The 20566-nt window shown below is 59.0% G+C and carries 17 protein-coding genes; 8 read left to right on the top strand and 9 right to left on the bottom strand.

Annotated features, from left to right (window positions below):
• Positions 1-23 precede the first annotated feature (23 nt).
• Together trxC and ACYCZ5_RS01655 are read left to right on the top strand one after the other, a co-directional pair.
• Entirely contained in the window at positions 24-458 is a 435-nt protein-coding gene (gene trxC / locus ACYCZ5_RS01660; RefSeq protein ID WP_461543024.1) for a thioredoxin TrxC, read from the top strand.
• On the top strand, positions 455-637 hold the full coding sequence (locus tag ACYCZ5_RS01655) for a hypothetical protein (protein ID WP_461543023.1): 183 nt from the start codon (positions 455-457) through the stop codon (positions 635-637). Before trxC ends, ACYCZ5_RS01655 begins: the two co-directional genes overlap by 4 nt.
• Before the next feature lie 52 nt (positions 638-689).
• On the opposite strand, the gene ACYCZ5_RS01650 is transcribed toward ACYCZ5_RS01655, so the two are convergent.
• Genes ACYCZ5_RS01650 through ACYCZ5_RS01640 form a run of 3 tightly spaced genes read right to left on the bottom strand, consistent with a single transcriptional unit; the run spans position 690 to position 7898 of the window.
• Complete coding sequence (locus tag ACYCZ5_RS01650; protein ID WP_461543022.1) at positions 690-2210, bottom strand: FecR family protein; 1521 nt, start codon at positions 2208-2210, stop codon at positions 690-692.
• Between the two features lie 14 nt (positions 2211-2224).
• The gene (locus tag ACYCZ5_RS01645) at positions 2225-3820 is read right to left on the bottom strand and encodes a ShlB/FhaC/HecB family hemolysin secretion/activation protein (RefSeq protein WP_461543021.1); all 1596 of its coding nucleotides are present in this window, start codon (positions 3818-3820) and stop codon (positions 2225-2227) included.
• 10 nt (positions 3821-3830) lie between these two features.
• Positions 3831-7898 (bottom strand): two-partner secretion domain-containing protein, encoded by a 4068-nt coding sequence (locus ACYCZ5_RS01640; RefSeq protein WP_461543020.1) that lies wholly within the window; start codon positions 7896-7898, stop codon positions 3831-3833.
• A 291-nt stretch (positions 7899-8189) separates the two neighbouring features.
• On the opposite strand from ACYCZ5_RS01640, the gene ACYCZ5_RS01635 reads away from it, so the two are divergent.
• Positions 8190-9215 carry a GGDEF domain-containing protein gene (locus ACYCZ5_RS01635; RefSeq protein WP_461543019.1) on the top strand — a complete coding sequence of 342 codons (1026 nt, stop codon included), beginning with the start codon at positions 8190-8192 and terminating at the stop codon, positions 9213-9215.
• A gap of 9 nt (positions 9216-9224) precedes the next feature.
• Here the strand turns inward: ACYCZ5_RS01635 and ACYCZ5_RS01630 are convergent, their stop codons facing one another.
• The 5 genes from ACYCZ5_RS01630 to ACYCZ5_RS01610 are packed head-to-tail and all read right to left on the bottom strand — an operon-like array spanning position 9225 to position 14756.
• The gene (locus ACYCZ5_RS01630) at positions 9225-9821 is read right to left on the bottom strand and encodes an SAM-dependent methyltransferase (RefSeq protein WP_461543018.1); all 597 of its coding nucleotides are present in this window, start codon (positions 9819-9821) and stop codon (positions 9225-9227) included.
• Positions 9818-10723, bottom strand: coding sequence for an AEC family transporter (locus ACYCZ5_RS01625; protein ID WP_461543017.1), 906 nt, complete (start codon positions 10721-10723; stop codon positions 9818-9820). The genes ACYCZ5_RS01630 and ACYCZ5_RS01625 overlap by 4 nt, the downstream gene beginning before the upstream one ends.
• Positions 10724-10741: 18 nt before the next feature.
• The gene (gene thrC, locus ACYCZ5_RS01620; protein ID WP_461543016.1) at positions 10742-12190 is read right to left on the bottom strand and encodes a threonine synthase; all 1449 of its coding nucleotides are present in this window, start codon (positions 12188-12190) and stop codon (positions 10742-10744) included.
• Between the two features lie 3 nt (positions 12191-12193).
• Positions 12194-13507: a homoserine dehydrogenase gene (locus ACYCZ5_RS01615; protein ID WP_461543352.1), complete on the bottom strand. Its 1314-nt coding sequence runs from the start codon at positions 13505-13507 to the stop codon at positions 12194-12196.
• 19 nt (positions 13508-13526) lie between these two features.
• Positions 13527-14756: a pyridoxal phosphate-dependent aminotransferase gene (locus ACYCZ5_RS01610; RefSeq protein ID WP_461543015.1), complete on the bottom strand. Its 1230-nt coding sequence runs from the start codon at positions 14754-14756 to the stop codon at positions 13527-13529.
• Between the two features lie 132 nt (positions 14757-14888).
• On the opposite strand from ACYCZ5_RS01610, the gene ACYCZ5_RS01605 reads away from it, so the two are divergent.
• Genes ACYCZ5_RS01605 through queD form a run of 5 tightly spaced genes read left to right on the top strand, consistent with a single transcriptional unit; the run spans position 14889 to position 19569 of the window.
• Positions 14889-15260: an Mth938-like domain-containing protein gene (locus ACYCZ5_RS01605; RefSeq protein ID WP_461543014.1), complete on the top strand. Its 372-nt coding sequence runs from the start codon at positions 14889-14891 to the stop codon at positions 15258-15260.
• A gap of 9 nt (positions 15261-15269) precedes the next feature.
• Positions 15270-16187 (top strand): AAA family ATPase, encoded by a 918-nt coding sequence (locus ACYCZ5_RS01600; RefSeq protein ID WP_461543013.1) that lies wholly within the window; start codon positions 15270-15272, stop codon positions 16185-16187.
• 9 nt (positions 16188-16196) lie between these two features.
• A complete protein-coding gene (locus tag ACYCZ5_RS01595) occupies positions 16197-17165 on the top strand; it encodes a DUF58 domain-containing protein (protein WP_461543012.1) in 969 nt (322 codons plus the stop codon).
• A complete protein-coding gene (locus tag ACYCZ5_RS01590; protein WP_461543011.1) occupies positions 17162-19099 on the top strand; it encodes a transglutaminase TgpA family protein in 1938 nt (645 codons plus the stop codon). The genes ACYCZ5_RS01595 and ACYCZ5_RS01590 overlap by 4 nt, the downstream gene beginning before the upstream one ends.
• 29 nt (positions 19100-19128) lie before the next feature.
• On the top strand, positions 19129-19569 hold the full coding sequence (gene queD, locus ACYCZ5_RS01585; RefSeq protein WP_461543010.1) for a 6-carboxytetrahydropterin synthase QueD: 441 nt from the start codon (positions 19129-19131) through the stop codon (positions 19567-19569).
• Here queD and ACYCZ5_RS01580 read toward each other — a convergent pair.
• Positions 19566-20537: a diguanylate cyclase gene (locus ACYCZ5_RS01580; RefSeq protein WP_461543009.1), complete on the bottom strand. Its 972-nt coding sequence runs from the start codon at positions 20535-20537 to the stop codon at positions 19566-19568. The genes queD and ACYCZ5_RS01580 overlap by 4 nt on opposite strands.
• Positions 20538-20566: the final 29 nt, after the last annotated feature.

Below are 20566 nucleotides of genomic sequence, written 5' to 3'. Positions count from 1 at the left end.
CGCTAATCAATAAAGGAGCGATCATGTCTGACCCGAAACACATCGTCTGCCCGCATTGCGATGCGGTGAACCGCGTACCCGCCGACAAGCTGGCAGCGAACCCGACCTGCGGAAAATGCAAACAAGACTTGTTCGAAGCCCATCCGGTGGAACTTACCGAAGCCAACTTCATGCGCCACATCGGCAACAGCGATGTGCCGGTGCTGGTGGACTTCTGGGCGCCCTGGTGCGGCCCGTGCAAGATGATGGCCCCCGCCTACGCACAAGCGGCACAGATGCTGGAACCACAGGTACGCGTGGTAAAGCTGGATACCGAACAGGCGCAGAACCTCGCCGCGCAGTTCAACATCCGCAGCATCCCAACGCTGGCTTTGTTCAAGGGTGGTCGTGAAGTGGCGCGACAGGCCGGTGCGATGGATGCGAAGAACATCGTGGCTTGGGCGCGCTCGAAGCTATGAGGCTGCTCGCTCTATCCGCTTTGCTGCTCCTCGCCGGGTGTGCCGACCCGGCGCACAATCTGTACGAAGGCATCAAGCAAAACAATGATGCGAAGAGAACACCGCTGGAACGGGCGACGCAGCCAGCGCCGGATTACGACACCTATCGCAAATCGCTGGAAAGCGACGCCGCAAAGTAAAACGGGAAGCCGCCTGGCTTCCCGTTCCTGTACATGATTTAACTCTGCAGGATCAGCGCACGACGCAACCCTGATCGCCACCTCCACCGTCGCCATTCTGCTCGATGTTATCCATCTTGGCATCACCGCCCATGAAGTCCGGGGTCGCTGCAAGTCGGGTCATGATCTGGTCGTTGGTGAAGCCACTCTCGCCCTTGCCCAGATCGACTTTCTGATCACCCTTCTCAAGGATCACTTGCCCGTCATGCACCGTGACGTACAAACCGGCTCCTGCTTCAGCGCTGGCATCCACCTCTTCGAATATCTTTTCCAGATCGACTGGTACCGAGTCAGGACGCGGCGCATCATTTGTTAGCACAGAGGCGGGGATGTTCATGATCCGCACCGGCTTACCGGTCTGCTGGGCCAGCATGGCCGCCTGATTGACCGCCACGGTAAAAGACCCACCGGGACCAACCATCACCACTTCACCCGACCAGACATAAACCCCCGCGCCATTCATCGGGTCGGCCGGACCTTCAGCCAACTGTGTATATTGACCGCTCACTGATGTCTGCATCCCCGCATCGTTCAGGCGACCATCCACTTGCGCTTCTGCATATTGAGACCAAAGTACATTATGTCTGATCGGTGCCCCAGATGGACCGCCAAACACTGCTACAGGACTGTCGTCTCCATTAGCGCAGGATCCATTACACCATGCATCGAAGCCGGTCCCACGGATGCCGATGGTGGCGCCGGACATACGGAACTTGTAGTTGTCACGATTAGCGCGGCCGATCAGGCCGGTGACTACACGTACACCGCCCTTGATCAAACGCAGTGCGATGTTCTCCTGTACGCCGCCCTTCTTCTCATACTTGAACGCTTCCACCTTGAAGATACTGCTTTGCTGCAGCGTGATACGACCACCATCGCGGAATGCCACCACGGCATGCGATGCAGCATCGCTCTGCAATGTATCGCCCTCGAATACGGGTGAGCCCAAGGTCAGTTTCCTGATCTGGCCGTCCGACTGTTTGGCGACCATCTGCCCGGTGATGCGCATCACGCGGCCGGCCGGCTTGGGCTTCACCACCGGCGCTGGCGCTACCGATTCCGCAGCATCCTCGCATCCTTTGGTAGCGCACAGACGCGAAGTGAAGTCCGTACCACGGATACCAATGGTGGCACCGGAGGCGCGCAGCTTGTAGGCATCCTTGTTGCCGCGTTTACCGATCAGGCCAGTGACCGTGCGGAAGCCGCCTTTTAGCAGCCTGAATACTGCATTGTCAGCCTTGGGGGCGCTTTGCTTGAACTCGTAGGCCTCGATCTTGAGGTTGGAATCGGGGCGCATGGTCATCTTGGTGCCGTCTCGCATCATCACCTGCGCATAGCTCTTCCTTCCCGTCACCAGCAGATCGCCGGGCTGCACGGTGGACTTTGGAGTCAATACACGTATCGTGCCATCGCCACGTTGCGCGACCAGTGTGCCGCTCATGTAACGGATCGTGCCGGCGTCCTCGGCCGCATAAGCATTGCCACCCGCAATCAGGAGGCAACCCAATATCAATCCCTGAAATATCTTTTTCAATTCACACCTCACCTTCAGAACGTCCCGGTCAGCGTGGCGTGGATACGCCAGTCGCCTTTGAGCTGCGCGGGATCGCTACCTTCTTTCATGATGCGCCCGGCATCCATGCGCAGACCATAGTGTTCAGCGTAACCGGCACGTAAACCGAATCCCGCGCCGGCGATATTGGTCGAACTATTGGCACTGGAAGAACTTACGTTGCCGCCATCCAGAAACAGCAGACCGCGCGCATTCATCTGGCCACGCTCCCAAGCGGGCGTATAGGTTTCAAGATTGTATTTAGCGCCCTGCTCGCCCGTTTCACTGCCTTCCGAAAATCCGCGTACGCCGTCTGCGCCACCGAGGCGCATCTGCTCGCCCTGGATCAATTTGTCTTTACTCCATTGACCATTGAACGCCGCGCGGAACTGCCACTCCCCGCCGAATTGCGTAAAGAAGCCGCCTCCAAAACGCAACGCCTTGTAGGCAGGCGTGGGATCGGAGAAATTCACCAGGTCGTAGGCAGCGAAATCCGCAGCCTTGCCCTTGGCTGCGATCGGCATATTGGCCGCTAAAGATATATTGGCACTGACATCGCTCTTGGCCAGCTTGCCCTGCACGGCATACGCCAGACTCAGGGGCGTGACCACGATATCGTCATACAACACCGTCGTGGTCGGGCTGGTCAGCTGGATCTTGGTGAACTTGCGCCAATCCAGCCCAATGGACAGCTTGGGATCGAAACTACCGATACGATCCAGCGGGATGTTGTAGCGCGAGCTGAGTATGAGACCGCCGCCCTGAAAGTTCGACAAGCCGCCCACCAGCGAATTGATATTGGAATAGCCACCGAAGAACTCGACGCTGTGCCCAAGGTTGTACAGCGGTATCTTGTAACTGCCGCCGAGCACCTTCACACGACTCACATATTGCGGCGAGATCTGCATCTGCACCTGCCCCACATGATCACGATTGAACATGCCCGCGTCACGGAAGGAGATACCGAGGCGCGATACGCCGGTCTCCTTGGAGCCGGTATTGTCCAATGTCAGCACCCATTGTTTGGGGTTGGTGTCGTTGACCAGCACGCTAGCATCGACCTCATCATCATTCTCGCCTGCTTTCAGCACGACATTCAGTTGCCTCGCGGGGTTCTCGTTGGCAAGACGCAACTGGCGGGCGATGTCCTTGGCACGTGGCACGCCACCGACGCGAACCGACGGCAAGGCATTGAGTGCATGCGCCTTCCAGAAGAACTTATTGTTCTTGACTTCGACTTTCCCGAAGCGGCTCTCGATCACGTCGAAACGTACTGTGCCTGCTTCCAACTCTTGCTCCGGCAACAATACATGCACGGCAGAATAGCCGCGTTCTGCATACAACTCTTCGACCGCCTCCAGCGCATATTGAACATCGGAGAAATCTTTTTCCTTGCCTACATACGGTGCGACCACGATGTCGAAATCTTCCTTGGTGAGCAACTTCGCCCCTTCCACCACATAACGCTCAATTGGGAATTTCAATACGGCAGGTGTATCGTCATCCGCTGATACAGCGACTTGCGGCAGGACCAGCATCAGCCCAGCCAGCAAAACACGTCCTATCCTAGAGTATTCGGTACTTAGTCTCATCGTCACCCCGTTAGCGGCAGGCCGGCAGGTTGTCAGGCAGGCCACTACCCTGTCCATTGCCGATTTCGGCTTCAGCCAAGATCTGCTCTTCTTCTTTTTTCTTCTCTTCTTCAGTTGTATCCTTTGCCGGCGCATTCGCTACCGGCAAGGTCTGCGTAATGTCCTGCGTTGCAGTTTGCAGTACTTCCGTGCATCCAGTAGCAGAGGTGCCCGCGAGACATTCCGTGAGCGTTGGAGTAACCGTTGTGGTCGTTGTGGTCGTTGTGACCGGTGTGGTCGTTGTCGGGATGGGGATAAAATTGTTCGTGTCGCCTCCTACCAGGACCAGGTTAACGCCCAATTCAGCAGGTAGCCCGCCTTGCAGGGGATCACCACCATAGAAGAACCCAGTGTTCCCGGAGGTCGTGGCGGCGGCCTGTGTGCCGTTGAAAAATGCTCTGGCGGTGCTATTACTAAAGGTCAAATGTGTCGTTACCGGTAGCTGTGAAGATACATAAGCATTAAAGCCACCGGATGTCACAAAGCTAATATCCCCGCCCAGGAAGAGATCAACATCGGGCGCCCCCATAATGTACGAATTAGCGCTGGTCGCATCGATCTTCAAACTGCCTGTCGCAGTAAAAGTTGCGATACCGTAGGACGTCACCTGTGCGTTGTTGACGGCGATGCTGCCGCCATTGTTCGTGATATTAATGGCCCCCCAGGCAGTCAGCTGGTCCAAAATAGTGAAGGTGGGCACACTGGTGACCACATCAACAGTGGATGCCCCGTAGAGCGCCAGAGAGCTGATCCCAGTCGCCGTCACTGCACCCATAGAATTGCTAGGATTCACCAGATTCACTGAACCAGTTGTAGTCAGGCTCACTCCTTTGGCTCCAGCATCGATGGGGGCATCCTGCGTAATACCGGCGCTACCCGCATTCAAAATGACGGTCACGGCATCCGGTTGCGAAAAACCGGTTTGAATACCGGAAAACCCGTTAACAGTTGTCACAAAAATCGCGTTACTGCTTTTATAGCTGAAGATATCTCCGGTAGTCGCACCGGTAGCACTGCCGGCAATCACTCCGACTGTGTTGGCTTCATTCAGGATCACCTTGCTGCCCTTTACATAGGCGGATGTGCTGTTCAGTGTTGCCCCCGCAGACTGGGTCAAGGCACCGGCGCTGGTCAGTGCGATCATGCCGGTTGCGGACACACCATTGATGAATTCAACATTGTTCGCCACCAGATTCAGGGCGGTCGAACTGTTGAAAATGAAGTCGCCGCTGCTGAACGCCGCCAGATTGCCGACCGCGTTGGTTGAATCACTCAAATTGACCGAGGTGCGCGAATCAATCACCAGCTCATTAACGGTGATGCCGGCCCCCGCACTCTGCGTGACCGCGCCGCCCGCCCCCAGCCCCAAAACCGAGACCCCCGCCGGGGCGATCGAGCTGCTGACGTTCAGGCTCCCCGACTTCAGCGGATCACCCACCAACAGCGTACCTGCCGTGATAAGACTCAATTCCGTAGCTGACACCCCTAGGACCCCTGCGCTGTCGGCACCGCCCACATCGACGTTTTGAGTTGCAGTGTTGGGGTCGATAGATACCTTGCCCGATGCGCCAACGTCTATCGTCCCACCGATAACCATCGAATCGCCGATTAACCTAAGTGTTCCGCCCGTATTAGTGAAGGCACTGGTGCCGGTATTGATAACAGCCGTTCCAAAGATCTCCAGATTGGCAGAATTGGTGATCGTGACCGGCGCACTGGTTGCGATATTCACCGTGGATGCGTAGTTGCCGAACGTATCCGTGCCGATGACGATATTTCCCGCCGCGATCTTCGAGATATCCGCGCCGGTCAGATTGAAGGTGCTCGCACCACCAATACTAATCGCTGGTACAGATGGGGAGATCGTATAGGGATTGATGTAAACCGTGTTCGCGCCTGCATTGATCACGGCACTTGCACCTGTCGTCAGATTGTTCATCCGGAGCAGCAGGGTGCCGCCGCTGGTAATGTTGTCTAGCGTGGTGGCATAAGTGGAATCAAATGACTCCAGTCGCACAGGACCGTTGGTATTTGTGCCCGTAAAGCTACGACTGATGCCGGCGGATGTGTTGTAGATATTGACGGCATTGTTGGTATTGCTGAAGTTGATCGCGCCAAATACATTGGCGACAAACACTTTCCCACTATTCCCGATGCCATTTACGGCGTTCAAGGACAGGCTCTGAGCGATGACCTCTGTTGCAGCTCCCCAGTTGCTCGGTGTAATCACATTAGCCGCAGTCAGCGCGACCGAGTTCGCATTGAGTTGCCCATACGTGGTGCCGCCGTCCAGACTATCGAAGATGATGTCCTGACCACTGGCTACAATGCTGCTCCCTGCGATCACGGACTTGTTGAGCATGACACTTCCAGCACCTGACACATCCTGATCGGCAGTTAGAACCAGGTTATTGTTCATGCTGAGAGGCGCATTGATGACAATGTCGTTGTGCGCCTTGAGCGTAAGTGTGGTTGCGCCGGCATTTGCGGTATTAATCGAAGCATCAACCGTGATATTCCCGGCACCGGCAGCTGCGCCCGTAGTGTCCACGATCACACTAGTACCACCATCCAGCACGCCTGCGATCACAGTAGCTCCAATGTAGGAGGTTGCGCCGCCGGCCCCGACAAAGTTGGGTGATCCTGTATAACTCGCGGGCGTATCAGTGGCGCCAATGACAATGTCATAAGGATCCAGCAACCAGCTTCCACCCGAACCGATTGGACTGGCAGTGCTGACCCTGATTCCGGCGACATCAAGATAATGTCCAGATGTTTCAATAAAACCGCCATCGCCGCCGTTCACACCGCCCTTGGCCGAAATATCTCCGTAAGCTCGGGTCGTGTCATCCGCCCACACGATCACCTTGCCGCCATCTCCCGCATCGATTGCATCCGCACTGATCGTTGCCGTGGGTGCGACATAAGTCACCTGCGCATTCTGTACATCCGGGTTCTTGCCCTGATAGTCCCCGCCGATGAGCACGACTCCACCGCCTTGCGTACCATCTGCTCGGAGGACTGCGCCCTCCATCACCCCCACTTCATTGCCGAGCACCGCCACCGTGCCACCTGTCGTTCCGGATGCGCTGACCGTGCCACTTATCTCTGTTCGCTGGCTGGATTTGAACACGATCTTGCCGCCCTGCATCGTCGCGCTGTCTGCGCTGACCTGACCGCTGTTCCTGACGATAGTACCGAACAGGCCGAGGCGGCCTGCACTGGCAACGAGCTGGCCGACGTTGGTGGCGTCACCCGCCGGGGCGGTGATGTTCACACGCAGATTGGGATCGAGACTGTTGACGAGTTCTACACTGCTGCCTGCAGCAAGCAGGATCTCGCCGTCCGGTGCCGTGATGACGCCGCTGTTCTCGACATTGGGTGCGATGAGCCATATCTCGCCGCCTTGCTGCGCGGTAAGGTTGCCGGCGTTGCTGATAGCCTGTGCGTTCGGGTTGCTGGTGAAGCGATTACGTCCCGCTAGGAAGTCTGCATCGGAAAGGTTTAGTGATGTTGCGACCAGCCCTGCTACATCTACCGTAGAGCCCGCGCCAAATACGACACCATTGGGATTGACCAGGAACACGCGTCCGTTGGATTGCAAGCTACCGAGGATCTGGCTGGTGTTTCCGCTGACCACGCGGTTGAGCACGGCGGAGCTGGCGCTCTGCTGGTTGAATCGGGTGATTTCGTTCTGCTGGATGCTGAAATCTTGCCAATTAATGATGGTGCCGGGGGTGTTGGTGACGGTGAGTGTATTGCCGCTGGCATTGAAAGTCGCGCTACCGTTGACGACGTTGCCTCCCGTAGGGTTGGCCTGCGCGCCAAAGCTCAGCAGGCAGAGCACAGCCATCGTCGACAGCTTGAAACGATGATGATGGATGTCGTCCGCAGCACCATCTACGCCGCCAACATTCAGGAAACACATCAGAATGGAACTGGCACGCTTGCCTTTCGACCTGACCTGTTCCGACACGGCCACCCAAGCACCTAGCGCTTCAGACCAGATGGTTCTGTAGATTTTGTTCAGTGCATGCATACAATCCCCTCTAGCGAACCGCTGGGGCTATCCGAGCGTAAATCCTGACGATATCTTCAATGTACGGAAAATCCTACACGCATATGCAAGCTATGACCATATGCCGAATGACTAGAGTATATAACTTGGCCCGACTCGGAATAAGGATAACCTGACAATATTTCCGGTGCTTTAAAGCGCCCCAGATCAGCCCGGCATTTATCTCCATACCGAGGTGGCATATACTCCGCCGCAATCGAGCCAGAAGAACACGTAAAACGACAAAAACAGACAGCGGCTCAGGAGGATCAAATGAAATACACGCAGGAACGCAATGCCAGTGCGGAGATCTCTCGCCTTGCCTTGCAAAAGATGGCCGTACAGCTTGCCGCCCTCAATCCCATGAGTTTCGCTGTCTGGTATGAGCACGTATCAGGCATCAATCCGGAACTGTCCGGCAAGATCGAAACCCTGTTGCGCGAACATTCCAAACTAGACGACCGGCATATCGAGCAGCTGTACATCGATCATGTGTCCGAATGCGGATCGAAGATCCAGCTGACGCTGCGTGAAGATCTGAAACTGCTGCTAGGCAAACTCAACCAGCTCACCACCGAAGCCGACAGACAGACCTCGGACTACGGCAACACCCTGCAGGACTTCGGCAAGAAACTGAAGAATGAAGTGAGCGTGGCCGAGCTCGATCTGCTGGTGAAAGACATCTCCAAGGACACGGACAAGATGCATGCCTCGATGCAGCAGATGCACGAGGAACTGGAGGCCAGTCATCACGAAGTCGAACGATTGAACAAAGAGATGGAGATACTCAAAGGGGCGGCCATGACCGACCCGTTGACCGGCGTGCTGAACCGGCGCGGTTTCGAGAGCAATGCCGAAGCTCTGTTCACTAATCCCGAAGCGTCAAGCCCGAAGGGCCATTGTCTGCTGATGCTGGATGTGGACCATTTCAAACACATCAACGATACCTACGGCCACCTGCTCGGAGACAAGGTGCTGGCCGCCATCGCCAACACGCTGCGCATCAAGGTACAGGGGCAGGACCTCGTCGGGCGTCTGGGCGGTGAAGAGTTTGCCATCCTGTTGCCCAACACCAATCTGGACGGTGCTTTCGCCGTGGCCGAACACATCCGCCAGGCTATCGAACGCGGCAAGATCCGCCGTCTGGATTCGAATGCGAACATCGAAGGCATCACCATCTCCATCGGCATCTCACACAAAAAGAAGAACGAGAAGCTGGAGGACCTGATCGCCCGCGCCGACAAGGCGCTCTATACCTCCAAGAAGGAAGGCCGCAACCGCATCACCATCCTTGACTGAGGATAGGCGCTAACGGACGCTCGCCACTAGATCGATCAACGCAGACATCCCGCTGTGACCCGCTCCTTCGTGGATGACGCTGTCGTGTTCACGCAGTTGCAGGACATCCATATCTGCGCATAACTCGCGCAACATCGCTTCAGTGTAGAGGTTCTCCACCTGCGAAGGCCCACCGGTCTTGAATTCCAGTTGGCGCGGCGTGTAGCCCTGCAACAGCAACAGCCCGCCAGGCTTCAGGTGACGTTGCAGATTCTCGAACTGTGCCCGCCGCAGGTCCGGCCCGACGAACTGGATGAAGATGGCCGCGATCACATCGAAGCGCTCGTCGCTGCGCCAGCTCAACAGATCGTCCTTTTCGAAGCGCATCGTCACACCCCGTATCTGCGCCAATCGCTTCGCTTTCGCCTGCGCCACGGGGGAGGCGTCCAGTGACAGCACATCCAGCCCCTGCTCCGCCAACCACACGCCGTTGCGCCCTTCACCATCAGCCACGGCCAGACATCGCAAGCCGGGCTTGAGCAACTCATGTTGCGAGATCAGAAATGCGTTCGGCTCCGTACCGTAGAAATAATCCTCTCCGGCATAACGTTCGTCCCAGATACTCATACACCGCTCCACAGATACCACCACGCACTGAGCGTGAAAAAGGACAGGATCAATCCCACTGCCACCATCAAATTGGCCAGATCAGGATCGAGGTCATGCTCTTTCGCCACGATGGCAGCGGTGATCATGGACGGCATCGCCGCCTCGAACAGGGTGACTTGTATCGCCAGCCCCTGCGCACCGAGCCATTGCACATACAGAAGATATATAGCCAGCGGCGCAAGGATCAGCTTGAAGCCCAGACCCAATGCGAGATTGCGTTTGTGTTCCGCGATATGCCCAAGACGCAATTGCAGACCAACAGAAAGCAGTGCCAGCGGTGCCAGCGTGTCGCCCAGTCGTTTCAACAACACCGTGAACCAGTCCGCGTATTCCACCGGAATCAGCAAGAAAGCGATGACCAGTGAGATGAACGGCGGAAAGCTCGCGATGCGCTTCACGATCTGCACCGCGCTCGGTCGCCCGGATGAATAGATACCGGCGACGGTGATGCCCAATACGGACAGCACAAAGAAAGAACCGAGCTGATCGGCCACGATAGCCGTGGCCAACCCTTCCTTGCCGTAGAAGGCATCTACCATGGGCAGGCCGAAGAAAGAAGTGTTGCCCAACCCGCCGACCACGATCAGCGCCCCCGTCGTCTTGCGCGGCAGAGACAGCCAGCGTCCTATCGCCCAGAAGAAAGCCGCAGAAAGCCCGAACACGACCCACGCCATCAGCGCAGTCAGCAGCACATCACCGGACAGCTGTATCTCGTGGATGTAGAGCAGCGTCAGCGCGGGCAACGAGACGTGGATGATGAAACTATTGAGCGTGGCCGGCGCATTGTCCGGCATGCGCCGCATGCGGCGCAGCAGCATGCCCGCGAGGAAGCAGAGGATGAGCAGGATGAGGTTGTTCATGCCTCTGCCAGTACTGGATCAGTGTGCGATGTGTTCGGAGATGAACGCCTTCAGCTTTACCACATCCGCGTCCATCACTTCCACGCGTTGCGGCAGATCTTCGATGCCCACCATGGATTCCGGACGCTCGGGTTCACGATTAAGCGCTTCCCGAATGGTCTCGGCGAACTTGGCGGGCAAGGCTGTCTCCAGACAGATCAGCGGCAGACTGGGGCGGCGTTGCTCCAGGCCGACCTTGAGGCCGTCGGCTGTGTGCGTGTCGATCATCACGCCATACTCTTCCCATATCTCGCGAATTGTCTTCAGGCGATCCTGATGGGTGCTCTTGCCGGAAGAGAAATGGAACTTGGGCAGCGCATCCCAGTAGGTTGTGTGCTTGATGTCGAAGGCCGCCGCATCGGGCGCGGCCCCTGCATCCACCTTGCTCCAGAACTCGCGCACTTTCGCACCGTCGCGTCCGACCAGGTCGAACACGAAACGCTCGAAATTGGACGCCTTGCTGATATCCATCGACGGACTGCTGGTCTCGTAGGTGTGCGCCGTACCGCGCGGACGGTAGATGCCGGTGCGGAAGAACTCGTCCAGCACATCGTTCTCGTTGGTCGCCAGGATCAGCTGACCGATAGGCAGCCCCATCATGCGTGCGATGTGGCCGGCGCAGATGTTGCCGAAGTTGCCGGACGGCACCGAAAACGCGACCTGCTCGTCGTTGGATCTGGTCGCAGCGAAGTAGCCCTTGAAGTAATACACGATCTGCGCCGACACGCGTCCCCAGTTGATGGAGTTGACCGTGCCGATCTTGTGCGCGGCCTTGTAGGCGTGGTCGTTGGACACCGCCTTCACCATGTCCTGTGCATCGTCGAACATGCCGTTGATGGCGATGTTGTGGATGTTCGGGTCCTGCAGCGAATACATCTGCGCGCGCTGGAAGGCGCTCATCTTGCCGTTCGGCGACAGCATGAACACGCGGATGCCGCGCTTGCCGCGCATCGCGTATTCGGCGGCAGAGCCGGTGTCACCCGAAGTCGCGCCGAGGATGTTCAGTTCCTCGTTTTGCTTCGCAAGCGCATATTCGAACAGATTGCCCAGCAACTGCATGGCCATGTCCTTGAACGCCAGTGTCGGGCCGTTGGAAAGCTCCTGAATGAACACGCCCTCGCTCACTTTGCGCAGCGGAGTGATCTGCGTCGCATCGCTGTCGGGGCGACCGTTGCCGTACACCTCGGCGGTGTAGGTCTTGCTGATGATGGCTTTCAGATCGGCCGCGGGGATATCGGTGGCGAACTTGGACAGCACCGCAAAAGCGAGGTCGGCATACGACAGCGGGCGCCACGCATCGAGTTCTTCGCGCGTCACCTGCGGATATTGCTCCGGCAGATACAGCCCGCCGTCCGGCGCGAGGCCGCCCAGCAGGATCTCGGTAAAGGTCTTGGCGGGCGCATTGCCGCGGGTGGAGATGTATTTCATTGCTTATTTCCCTAATTCTTCCATCCGCAGCTTGGTCACTTGCCCCGCCACCACACCCAGTTTCTCGATCTTGGCGATCGCCGCGTTGATGCTTTTCTCGCGTGTCTGGTGCGTCAGCATGATCAGGTCGGCCTGTGCTTCGCCTGCGCCCGGCTCTTTCTGGATCACGGCGCCGATGGATATCTGTTCGTCAGCCAAGATGCGCGTGATGTCGGCCAGCACGCCCGGCTTGTCCTGCACACGCAGGCGCAGGTAGTAGCTGGTGATGACCTCGTCCATCGGCAATATCTTCAGGTCAGACATCGCGTTGGGCTGGAAGGCCAGATGCGGCACGCGATTCTCGGGATCGGCGGTGTGCATGCGCGTCACGTCCACCAAGTCGGCGATCACCGCGCTGGCGGTCGGTTCCGCACCCGCACCCTTGCCGTAATACAGCGTGGGGCCGACGGCGTCGCCTTGCACCAGCACGGCATTCATTGCGCCTTCCACGTTGGCGATCAGGCGTTTGGTGGGGATCAGGGTCGGATGCACGCGCAGCTCGACACCTTCTTCCGTGCGCTTGCTGATGCCCAGCAGCTTGATGCGGTAACCGAGTTGTTCGGCGTACTTGATGTCTATGGCATCCAGTTTGGAGATGCCTTCTATGTGCGCCTTGTCGAACTGCACCGGGATGCCGAACGCCAGCGAAGCCAGCAAAGTGATCTTGTGTGCCGCGTCCACACCTTCGATGTCGAAGGTCGGATCAGCTTCGGCGTAACCCAGACGCTGTGCTTCTTTCAGCACCACGTCGAAAGCCAGTCCCTTGTCGCGCATCTCGGACAGGATGAAGTTGGTGGTGCCGTTGATGATGCCAGCCACCCACTCGATACGGTTCGCGGTCAGCCCTTCGCGCACCGCCTTGACGATGGGGATACCGCCGGCGATCGCCGCTTCGAACGCAACCATCACGCCCTTGTCCTGCGCCGCCTCGAAGATCTCGTTGCCATGTGTCGCCAGCAGCGCCTTGTTGGCGGTGACCACATGCTTGCCGTTGGCGATGGCCTTCATCACCAGTTCCTTCGCCACACCGTAGCCACCGATCAGCTCGACCACGATATCCACGTCCGGATCGCTCACCACCGCGAACGCATCGTCCGTCACGCGGCAAGCACCCTCGGTGATCTTCCTTGCCAAATCCACATTGCGGTCCGCCACCATGGTGATGCGGATGGGGCGACCGGCGCGGCGGGTGATCTCTTCCGCGTTGCGCTGCAACACGGTGAAGGTGCCGCCGCCGACGGTGCCGATACCCAGAAGACCTACATTGATAGCCTTGATGCTCATGGTTCTCTTTCTCTTAGTTGGTGCCGTGACGCTTGCGATAGTTCTCGAGGAAGCGCGCCAGACGATTAAAAGCTTCGCGCAGGTCATCCGCATTGGGCAGGAAGACGATGCGCATGTGATCCGGGGTCGGCCAGTTGAAACCGGTACCTTGTACCACTAGCACCCGCTCTTCTTCCAACAGTTGAAGGATGAATTGCTGGTCGTTCTCGATCGGATAGACCTTGGGGTCGAAGCGCGGGAACAGGTACAGACCGGCCTTGGGTTTGACGCAGCTCACACCGGGGATGGCCGTCAGCATCTGGTATGCCATATCGCGCTGTTTGGCCAGGCGCCCTTCCGGTGCTACCAGATCGTCGATGCTCTGATAGCCACCCAATGCGGTCTGGATCGCGAACTGCCCCGGCACGTTGGAACACAAACGCATCGACGCGAGAATGGTCAGACCGTTGATGTAATCCTGTGCATGTTTCTTCTCGCCCGAGATCACCATCCAACCGGAGCGGTAACCGCAGGCACGGTAGTTCTTGGACAGACCGTTCAGCGTGACGAACAGCACATCATCAGCCATCGAGGCGATAGAGGTGTGCTTGGCACCGTCGTACAACATCTTGTCGTAGATCTCGTCGGCGAAGATCACCAACTGGTGTTCGCGTGCGATCTGGATGATCTCTTTCAGGATATCGTCCGAATACAGCGCGCCGGTCGGGTTGTTCGGATTGATGATGACGATGGCGCGCGTGTTCTCGGTGATCTTGCTGCGCATGTCGTTCAGGTCGGGACTCCACTCCTTGGCCTCGTCGCACAGATAGTGACGCGGTGTGCCGCCGGCCAGTGTCACGGCTGCAGTCCACAGCGGGTAATCCGGTGCAGGCACCAATACTTCGTCGCCGGGATTGAGCATGCCCTGCATCGCCATCACGATCAGCTCGGAAGCCCCGTTGCCGATGTAGATATCGTCCAGCCCCACGCCTTTGATCTTCTTGGACTGGCAATAATGCATGATCGCCTTACGCGCGGCGAACATGCCTTTGGAATCGGAATAGCCCGACGAATTCGGCAGATTCAGGATCACGTCCTGCTGGATCTCTTCCGGCGCTTCGAAGCCGAACGGCGCAAGGTTGCCGATGTTCAGCTTGATGATGCGCTGGCCTTCCTCTTCCATCAGTTTGGAGCGCTCCATCACCGGCCCGCGGATGTCGTAGCAGACGTTGGCAAGCTTGGACGATTTCAATATGGGTTTCACGGTCACTCACTCGAATTGGCCCGAAAACAGGAGCGGCAGCCGATGGTAGAATCCGGCGCGTACTCGCTATTTCCGCAAGGGTCGGGATTTTACCTGTGCCAGCCCTGCCGCGGCAAACGATTGGAGAGAAGATTGGCCCTGCACCTGGAGAAAGTATCGCACCTGAAGACCTTCACCGGACACGGCGACGGCTACGTCACCGTCAACGACAGGCGCTATGAACAGGCCGTGGTCGTCACCGCCGGTGCGGTCCTGACCGATTGGCCGGCCACCGACTTCGCCAGCCTGACTGCCGAACATTTCGACTATTTCCTGCCCTTGCAGCCCGAAGTGCTGCTGCTGGGCACCGGCAGACAGCAACAGTTCGCCCATCCGCAACTGCTGCAAAACCTCATCCGGGCCGGTATCGGCATCGAATTCATGGATACCCCCGCCGCCTGCCGCACCTATAACATCCTCGTCGCAGAAGACCGCAAAGTCGTGGCGGCGGTATTGCCATCTTAAGGAAATCCCATGAACGCAGCCCTGAATGACGTCATCACCCAGACCGAACAGGTCATCCTCGGCAAACCGCAGCAGATCCGCCTCGCGCTGACCTGTCTGCTGGCGCGCGGCCACCTGCTGATCGAGGACATGCCGGGCGTGGGCAAGACCACGCTGGCGCATGTGCTGTCGCGCACGCTGGGCCTGCAGTTCCAGCGCATCCAGTTCACCAGCGACATGCTGCCGGCCGACATCCTGGGCGTCTCCATCTATCAGCGCGAGAGCGGCGAGTTCAAGTTCCATGCGGGGCCGATCTTCGCGCAGATGATCCTCGCCGATGAGGTGAACCGCGCCACACCCAAGACGCAGAGCGCCCTGCTGGAAGCGATGGAGGAACATCAGGTCACCAGCGAAGGCGAGACGCGCCCGCTGCCTGCGCCCTTCTTCGTCATCGCCACGCAGAACCCGACCAACCAGATCGGCACTTTCCCGCTGCCCGAGTCGCAGCTCGACCGTTTCATGATGCGTATCCAGCTCGGCTATCCGGATGCCGCTGCCGAGCGCGGACTGCTGTCCGGTGTGGACCGGCGCGACCTGATCGCCGATCTCCAGCCGCAGATGCACACCAGCGAACTGTTTGAACTGCAGGCGCAAGTGCGCAAGGTGTTCGTCTCCCCCGCCCTGCTCGACTATGTGCAAGCCATCCTGCGCCACACCCGCGAATCCGCGCGCTTCGTTCACGGCCTGTCACCGCGCGCGGGACTTTCCCTGCTGGCTGCCGCCCGCGCCTGGGCGCTGCTGGACGGGCGCGACGCGGTCATCCCGGAGGACGTACAAGCCGTACTACCCGGCGTCGCCAGTCACCGCCTGCAGAGCGTGCACGACACGCAAGCTTCGGACGGCGAGAAACTGGCGCGCGAACTGATCGAGGCGGTCGCTATCCCCTGAGGGAACGCGATGAAGCTTCCCAACTTTCGCGGCGTGCTCAAGCAGAAGTTCCGTAACTGGGCCTTCCGCCGCACCGTCGAGACCGGCACGGTGCAGCTCAACCAGCGCCGCATCTACATCCTGCCCACGCGCCAGTTCTTCGGCTTCGCATTCGTGCTGGTGCTGATGTTGCTGGGCGACATCAACTACAACCTCAGTCTGGGTTACGTGCTCACCTTTCTGCTCGCCACCACTGGTGGGCTGTCCATGCTGTACGCCTTTCGCAACATGGCACAATTGGAAATCCATGCCGGTTACGTGGAGCCGGTGTTCGCGGGGGAGCAGGCGCGCTTCGTGTTCCACTTCAACAATCCCGGCGGTCTGCCCCGGCACCAGATCCATCTGCACGACGACGAGGGGCACGAGACAGTGTTCGATCTGCCCGCGCAGACATCCACCCCGGTGGAACTCGCCCTTCCGGCCACAAAGCGCGGCTGGCTGGACAGCGGCCGCCTGACGCTCTACACCCGTTTCCCACTGGGGCTGTTCAACGCCTGGAGCTATATCCATTTCGATGTGCGCGCACTGGTCTATCCAAAACCCGCCCCGCCACAAGCCTTACCCATCGCTGCCGCACCGGACGGTAGCGGCAAGACCTCGATACGCGGCGACGAGGACTTCGCCGGGCTGCGCAACTACGTGCCGGGCGATGCCATGCCGCGCATCGCGTGGAAGGCGCTGGCACGCGAACAGGGGCTACAAGTGAAAGAGTTCTCGGCACTGCAGGGCCAGCAACTGTGGCTGGATTGGTCGCAGCTGCCCGACATCGCGCAGGAGCGCAAACTGGAACTGCTCACGCGCTGGGTGCTGGATGCCGATGCGCGGGGGCTGCATTACGGATTGCGATTGCCTGATGGCGAAGTCATGCCGCAACAAGGCACGGCCCATCGCGCCGAATGTCTGCGCAGGTTGGCGTTGTTCGGGATGCCAGCATCATGAAGCTCTCCGCCCCGCTCACCTACGGTCTGATCGCCTGCATCCTGCTGGTCAGTGCCCCGCATGCCGACCATCTGCCGCTGTGGGTCAGTGCGGAGAGCGGCGCACTGCTGCTGTGGCGCGCTTATCTCGCGCGCAGCGGCAAGGCGCTGCCGCCGCGCTGGCTGTTGCTGGGCCTCACCCTGCTCAGTGTCGCGGCCATCGCCCTCAGTTTCCGTTCCTTGTTCGGGCGCGAGGTCGGCGTCACCCTGCTCATCCTGCTATCCACGCTGAAGCTGCTGGAACTGAAAGCCGTGCGCGACGCGACCATCGTGGTCTATCTGTCGTGCTTCATCATCATCACCAACTTCTTCTACTCGCAGAGCATCCCCACCGCGCTGTTCATGCTGGCGACCTTGCTGGTCATCCTGGCGACCTGGGTGCATCTGCAAACCGGCGGACTCACCTTCAAGCCCAGACTGCGAATCGGCGGCATGCTGTTGTTGCAGGCCATCCCGCTGTCGCTGATCCTGTTCGTGCTGTTCCCGCGCGTGCAGGGGCCGCTGTGGGGACTGCCGCAGGATGCCTATGCCAGCAGCGGCCTGTCCGACACCATGTCACCGGGGAGCATGAGCAAACTCTCGCTGAACGACGCGGTGGCATTCCGCGTCAACTTCGACGGGGCTGTACCGTCGCGAGACAAGATGTACTGGCGCGGCCCGGTGTTGTGGGATTTCGACGGGACGACCTGGACACGCGGACGCAACGCCACCACACGCAATGGCGTGCTGGAAGACAGCGGCATGCCGCTCGCCTACACCGTCACGCTGGAACCGCACAACAAACGCTGGCTGTTCGCGCTGGACATGCCGGACAAGCTTTCCATCCCGCACCGACTCATGCCAGATTTCCAGTTGCTCAGCGACAAACCGGTGAATGCGCGCATACGCTATAGAGCCGATTCCTTCCTCAGCTACCGCGCCAATCCGGATGAACCGCCACAACAGTTGCAACGCGCACTGGCCCTGCCGCGCGGGCTGAATCCGCAAGCACAGCAACTGGCCGAAGACTGGCGCACACAGCATCCGCGTGATGATGCCGCCATCGTGCGCGAGGTGTTGCGCCATTTCAATCAAGGCGGATTCGAATACACACTGGAGCCGCCTTTGCTCGGCATGAACGGCATAGACGAGTTCCTGTTCCAGAGCAAACAGGGTTTCTGCGAGCACTATGCGGGCAGCTTCGTCTATCTGTTGCGTGCTGCCGGTGTACCTGCGCGCGTGGTCACCGGCTATCAGGGCGGCGAATACAACGCTCTGGGGGATTACTTCATCCTGCGCCAGGCGGATGCGCATGCCTGGGCGGAAGTGTGGTTGGGCGAACGCGGCTGGGTGCGCTACGACCCCACCGCCACCATCGCCCCGGCCCGTATCGAGAGCGGCCTTTCCGCAGCAGTCAGCAACCCGGCCGCCCTGCCTTTCATGGCACGCAACCCGCCGCCCTGGTTGCGCAACCTGCGCTTCAACTGGGATGCGCTGGCCAACCAATGGAACCAGTGGGTGCTCGGTTACAACACCGAGACGCAGTTCGCCTTCCTGACACGCCTCGGAATGGAAGACATCAGCTGGCAGAAGATGGCGCTGAACATGCTCGCTGGCGTCTTCACACTGGTCGGCATATTCACGCTGCTGCTGTTGCGCCGTCTGGTCGTGCGGCAGACCGACCCGGTGCAGGCTGTCTGGCTCAAGCTGTGCCGCAAACTGGCCAAGGTCGGGCTGCCGCGCATGCCGCATGAAGGGCCGCAGGACTACGCGTCGCGTGTCGGTGCAGCGCATCCCGAGATCGCGGCAAGCATGGACGACCTTGCCGCACGCTATGTCGCCTTGCGCTACCGGGCACCCGGCGAGGACACCGCGCTGCTTGCCTTCAAGCGTGCCGTTGCATCATTCAGGCTATAATCCGCGCCACTTTCAACGAGGCCCGCATCATGCAGATCACCCGCAGACTGGAATTCGATGCCGGTCATCGCATCCCCAACCACAACAGCCAGTGCAGACACCTGCACGGCCACCGCTATGCCATCGAGATCACCCTGTCGGGCGAGGTGGTGACGACCGAGGGCGTGTCGGAACAGGGCATGGTGATGGATTTCTCGGATGTGAAGCGCATCGCCAAGGAACAAGTGGTGGATGCGTGGGACCACGCGTTCATCGTGTATCGCAACGACAAGACGGTACTGGATTTTCTGGGGACCCTACCTGGACACAAGACGGTGGTGCTTGATGTGGTGCCGACCGCGGAGAATCTGGCGCGCGTGGCATTCGATCTGCTCGACGGCGCGTACCAGGATACCTACGGCAACCATCTGCGACTGGAACGCGTGCGCCTCTATGAGACGCCGAACAACTGGGCCGACCACACGCGCTAGAACTTGCCGTACGCCCCTGCCACGACTCTGTCCCTGCCGCTGCGCTTGGCCTGATACAACGCCGTATCCGCCGATTTCACCAGTATCTCCAGCGATACTTTCTCTTCCGGCAGCACGGATACCACACCGCAACTGATGGTCACGAACTTGCTGCCGGTCGCGTAGTGCGGCACCTTGAGCTCGGCCACCATCTGTCGCACCCGCTCGGCGATCCACATCGCGCCATCCTGATCCGTCTCGCCCAGCACCAGTGTGAACTCTTCCCCGCCATAACGCGCCGCAAGATCGGTCGCGCGCGGGGCGGCACGCGCGATCTGATCGGCTACTTTCTTCAGGCAGTCATCACCCGCCTGATGGCCGTATTTGTCGTTGAACAACTTGAAGTAGTCGATATCCATCATCACCAGTGCCAACGGCTTCTTCATGCGCAGACAGCGCCGCCATTCACGTTCCATGAAGTGATCCAGCGATCTGCGATTAGCGATGCCGGTCAGCGCATCGGTGGTGGACAGGCGCTGCAACTCGGCATTGGCGCCGTCCAGCTGTTGCGTCACATCGACCAGCTTGCGCTGCATGCCGACCAGGCGCTGCATGGCACGCACCTTGGCATGGAACACGATCTCGCTGACCGGCTTGACCAGATAGTCGTCGCCGCCGGCAGCGATGCCGCGCGCCAGATCTTCATCTGTATTCATCGCCGTGAGGAAGATGATGGCGGCCCACTCTTGCTCGCCTTCCATCTTGCGTATCTGGCGAGCCACTTCGAAACCGTCGATGTCCGGGAGTTTGATATCGAGCAGCACCACATCGGGACGTTCGCGCTCGTAGATCTCCAGCGCCTGCCTGCCGTTCTCCGCGATCAGCGGCTCGCTGACATGCATGGCCGCCAGGTAGTTGCGCAATACCTTGACCGTGACCTTGCTGTCCTCCACCACCAGTATCTTGAGTGCTTCCACGTTGTTATTCATGTGCGGCTATCCCTGTAGTCGATTCGAGT

The organism is Sideroxydans sp. (assembly GCF_054604835.1).
This window is presented reverse-complemented; position numbering and strand designations above follow the sequence as displayed.

Excerpts from the sequence above, each read along its gene's own strand:
- ACYCZ5_RS01595 (WP_461543012.1), top strand. The coding sequence starts at position 16,197 with ATGAAGCTTCCCAACTTTCGCGGCGTGCTCAAGCAGAAGTTCCGTAAC.
- ACYCZ5_RS01590 (WP_461543011.1), top strand. The coding sequence starts at position 17,162 with ATGAAGCTCTCCGCCCCGCTCACCTACGGTCTGATCGCCTGCATCCTG.
- ACYCZ5_RS01635 (WP_461543019.1), top strand. The coding sequence starts at position 8,190 with ATGAAATACACGCAGGAACGCAATGCCAGTGCGGAGATCTCTCGCCTT.
- ACYCZ5_RS01580 (WP_461543009.1), bottom strand. The coding sequence starts at position 20,537 with ATGAATAACAACGTGGAAGCACTCAAGATACTGGTGGTGGAGGACAGC.
- trxC (WP_461543024.1), top strand. The coding sequence starts at position 24 with ATGTCTGACCCGAAACACATCGTCTGCCCGCATTGCGATGCGGTGAAC.
- ACYCZ5_RS01655 (WP_461543023.1), top strand. The coding sequence starts at position 455 with ATGAGGCTGCTCGCTCTATCCGCTTTGCTGCTCCTCGCCGGGTGTGCC.
- ACYCZ5_RS01630 (WP_461543018.1), bottom strand. The coding sequence starts at position 9,821 with ATGAGTATCTGGGACGAACGTTATGCCGGAGAGGATTATTTCTACGGT.
- ACYCZ5_RS01625 (WP_461543017.1), bottom strand. The coding sequence starts at position 10,723 with ATGAACAACCTCATCCTGCTCATCCTCTGCTTCCTCGCGGGCATGCTG.
- thrC (WP_461543016.1), bottom strand. The coding sequence starts at position 12,190 with ATGAAATACATCTCCACCCGCGGCAATGCGCCCGCCAAGACCTTTACC.
- queD (WP_461543010.1), top strand. The coding sequence starts at position 19,129 with ATGCAGATCACCCGCAGACTGGAATTCGATGCCGGTCATCGCATCCCC.
- ACYCZ5_RS01640 (WP_461543020.1), bottom strand. The coding sequence starts at position 7,898 with ATGCATGCACTGAACAAAATCTACAGAACCATCTGGTCTGAAGCGCTA.
- ACYCZ5_RS01645 (WP_461543021.1), bottom strand. The coding sequence starts at position 3,820 with ATGAGACTAAGTACCGAATACTCTAGGATAGGACGTGTTTTGCTGGCT.
- ACYCZ5_RS01600 (WP_461543013.1), top strand. The coding sequence starts at position 15,270 with ATGAACGCAGCCCTGAATGACGTCATCACCCAGACCGAACAGGTCATC.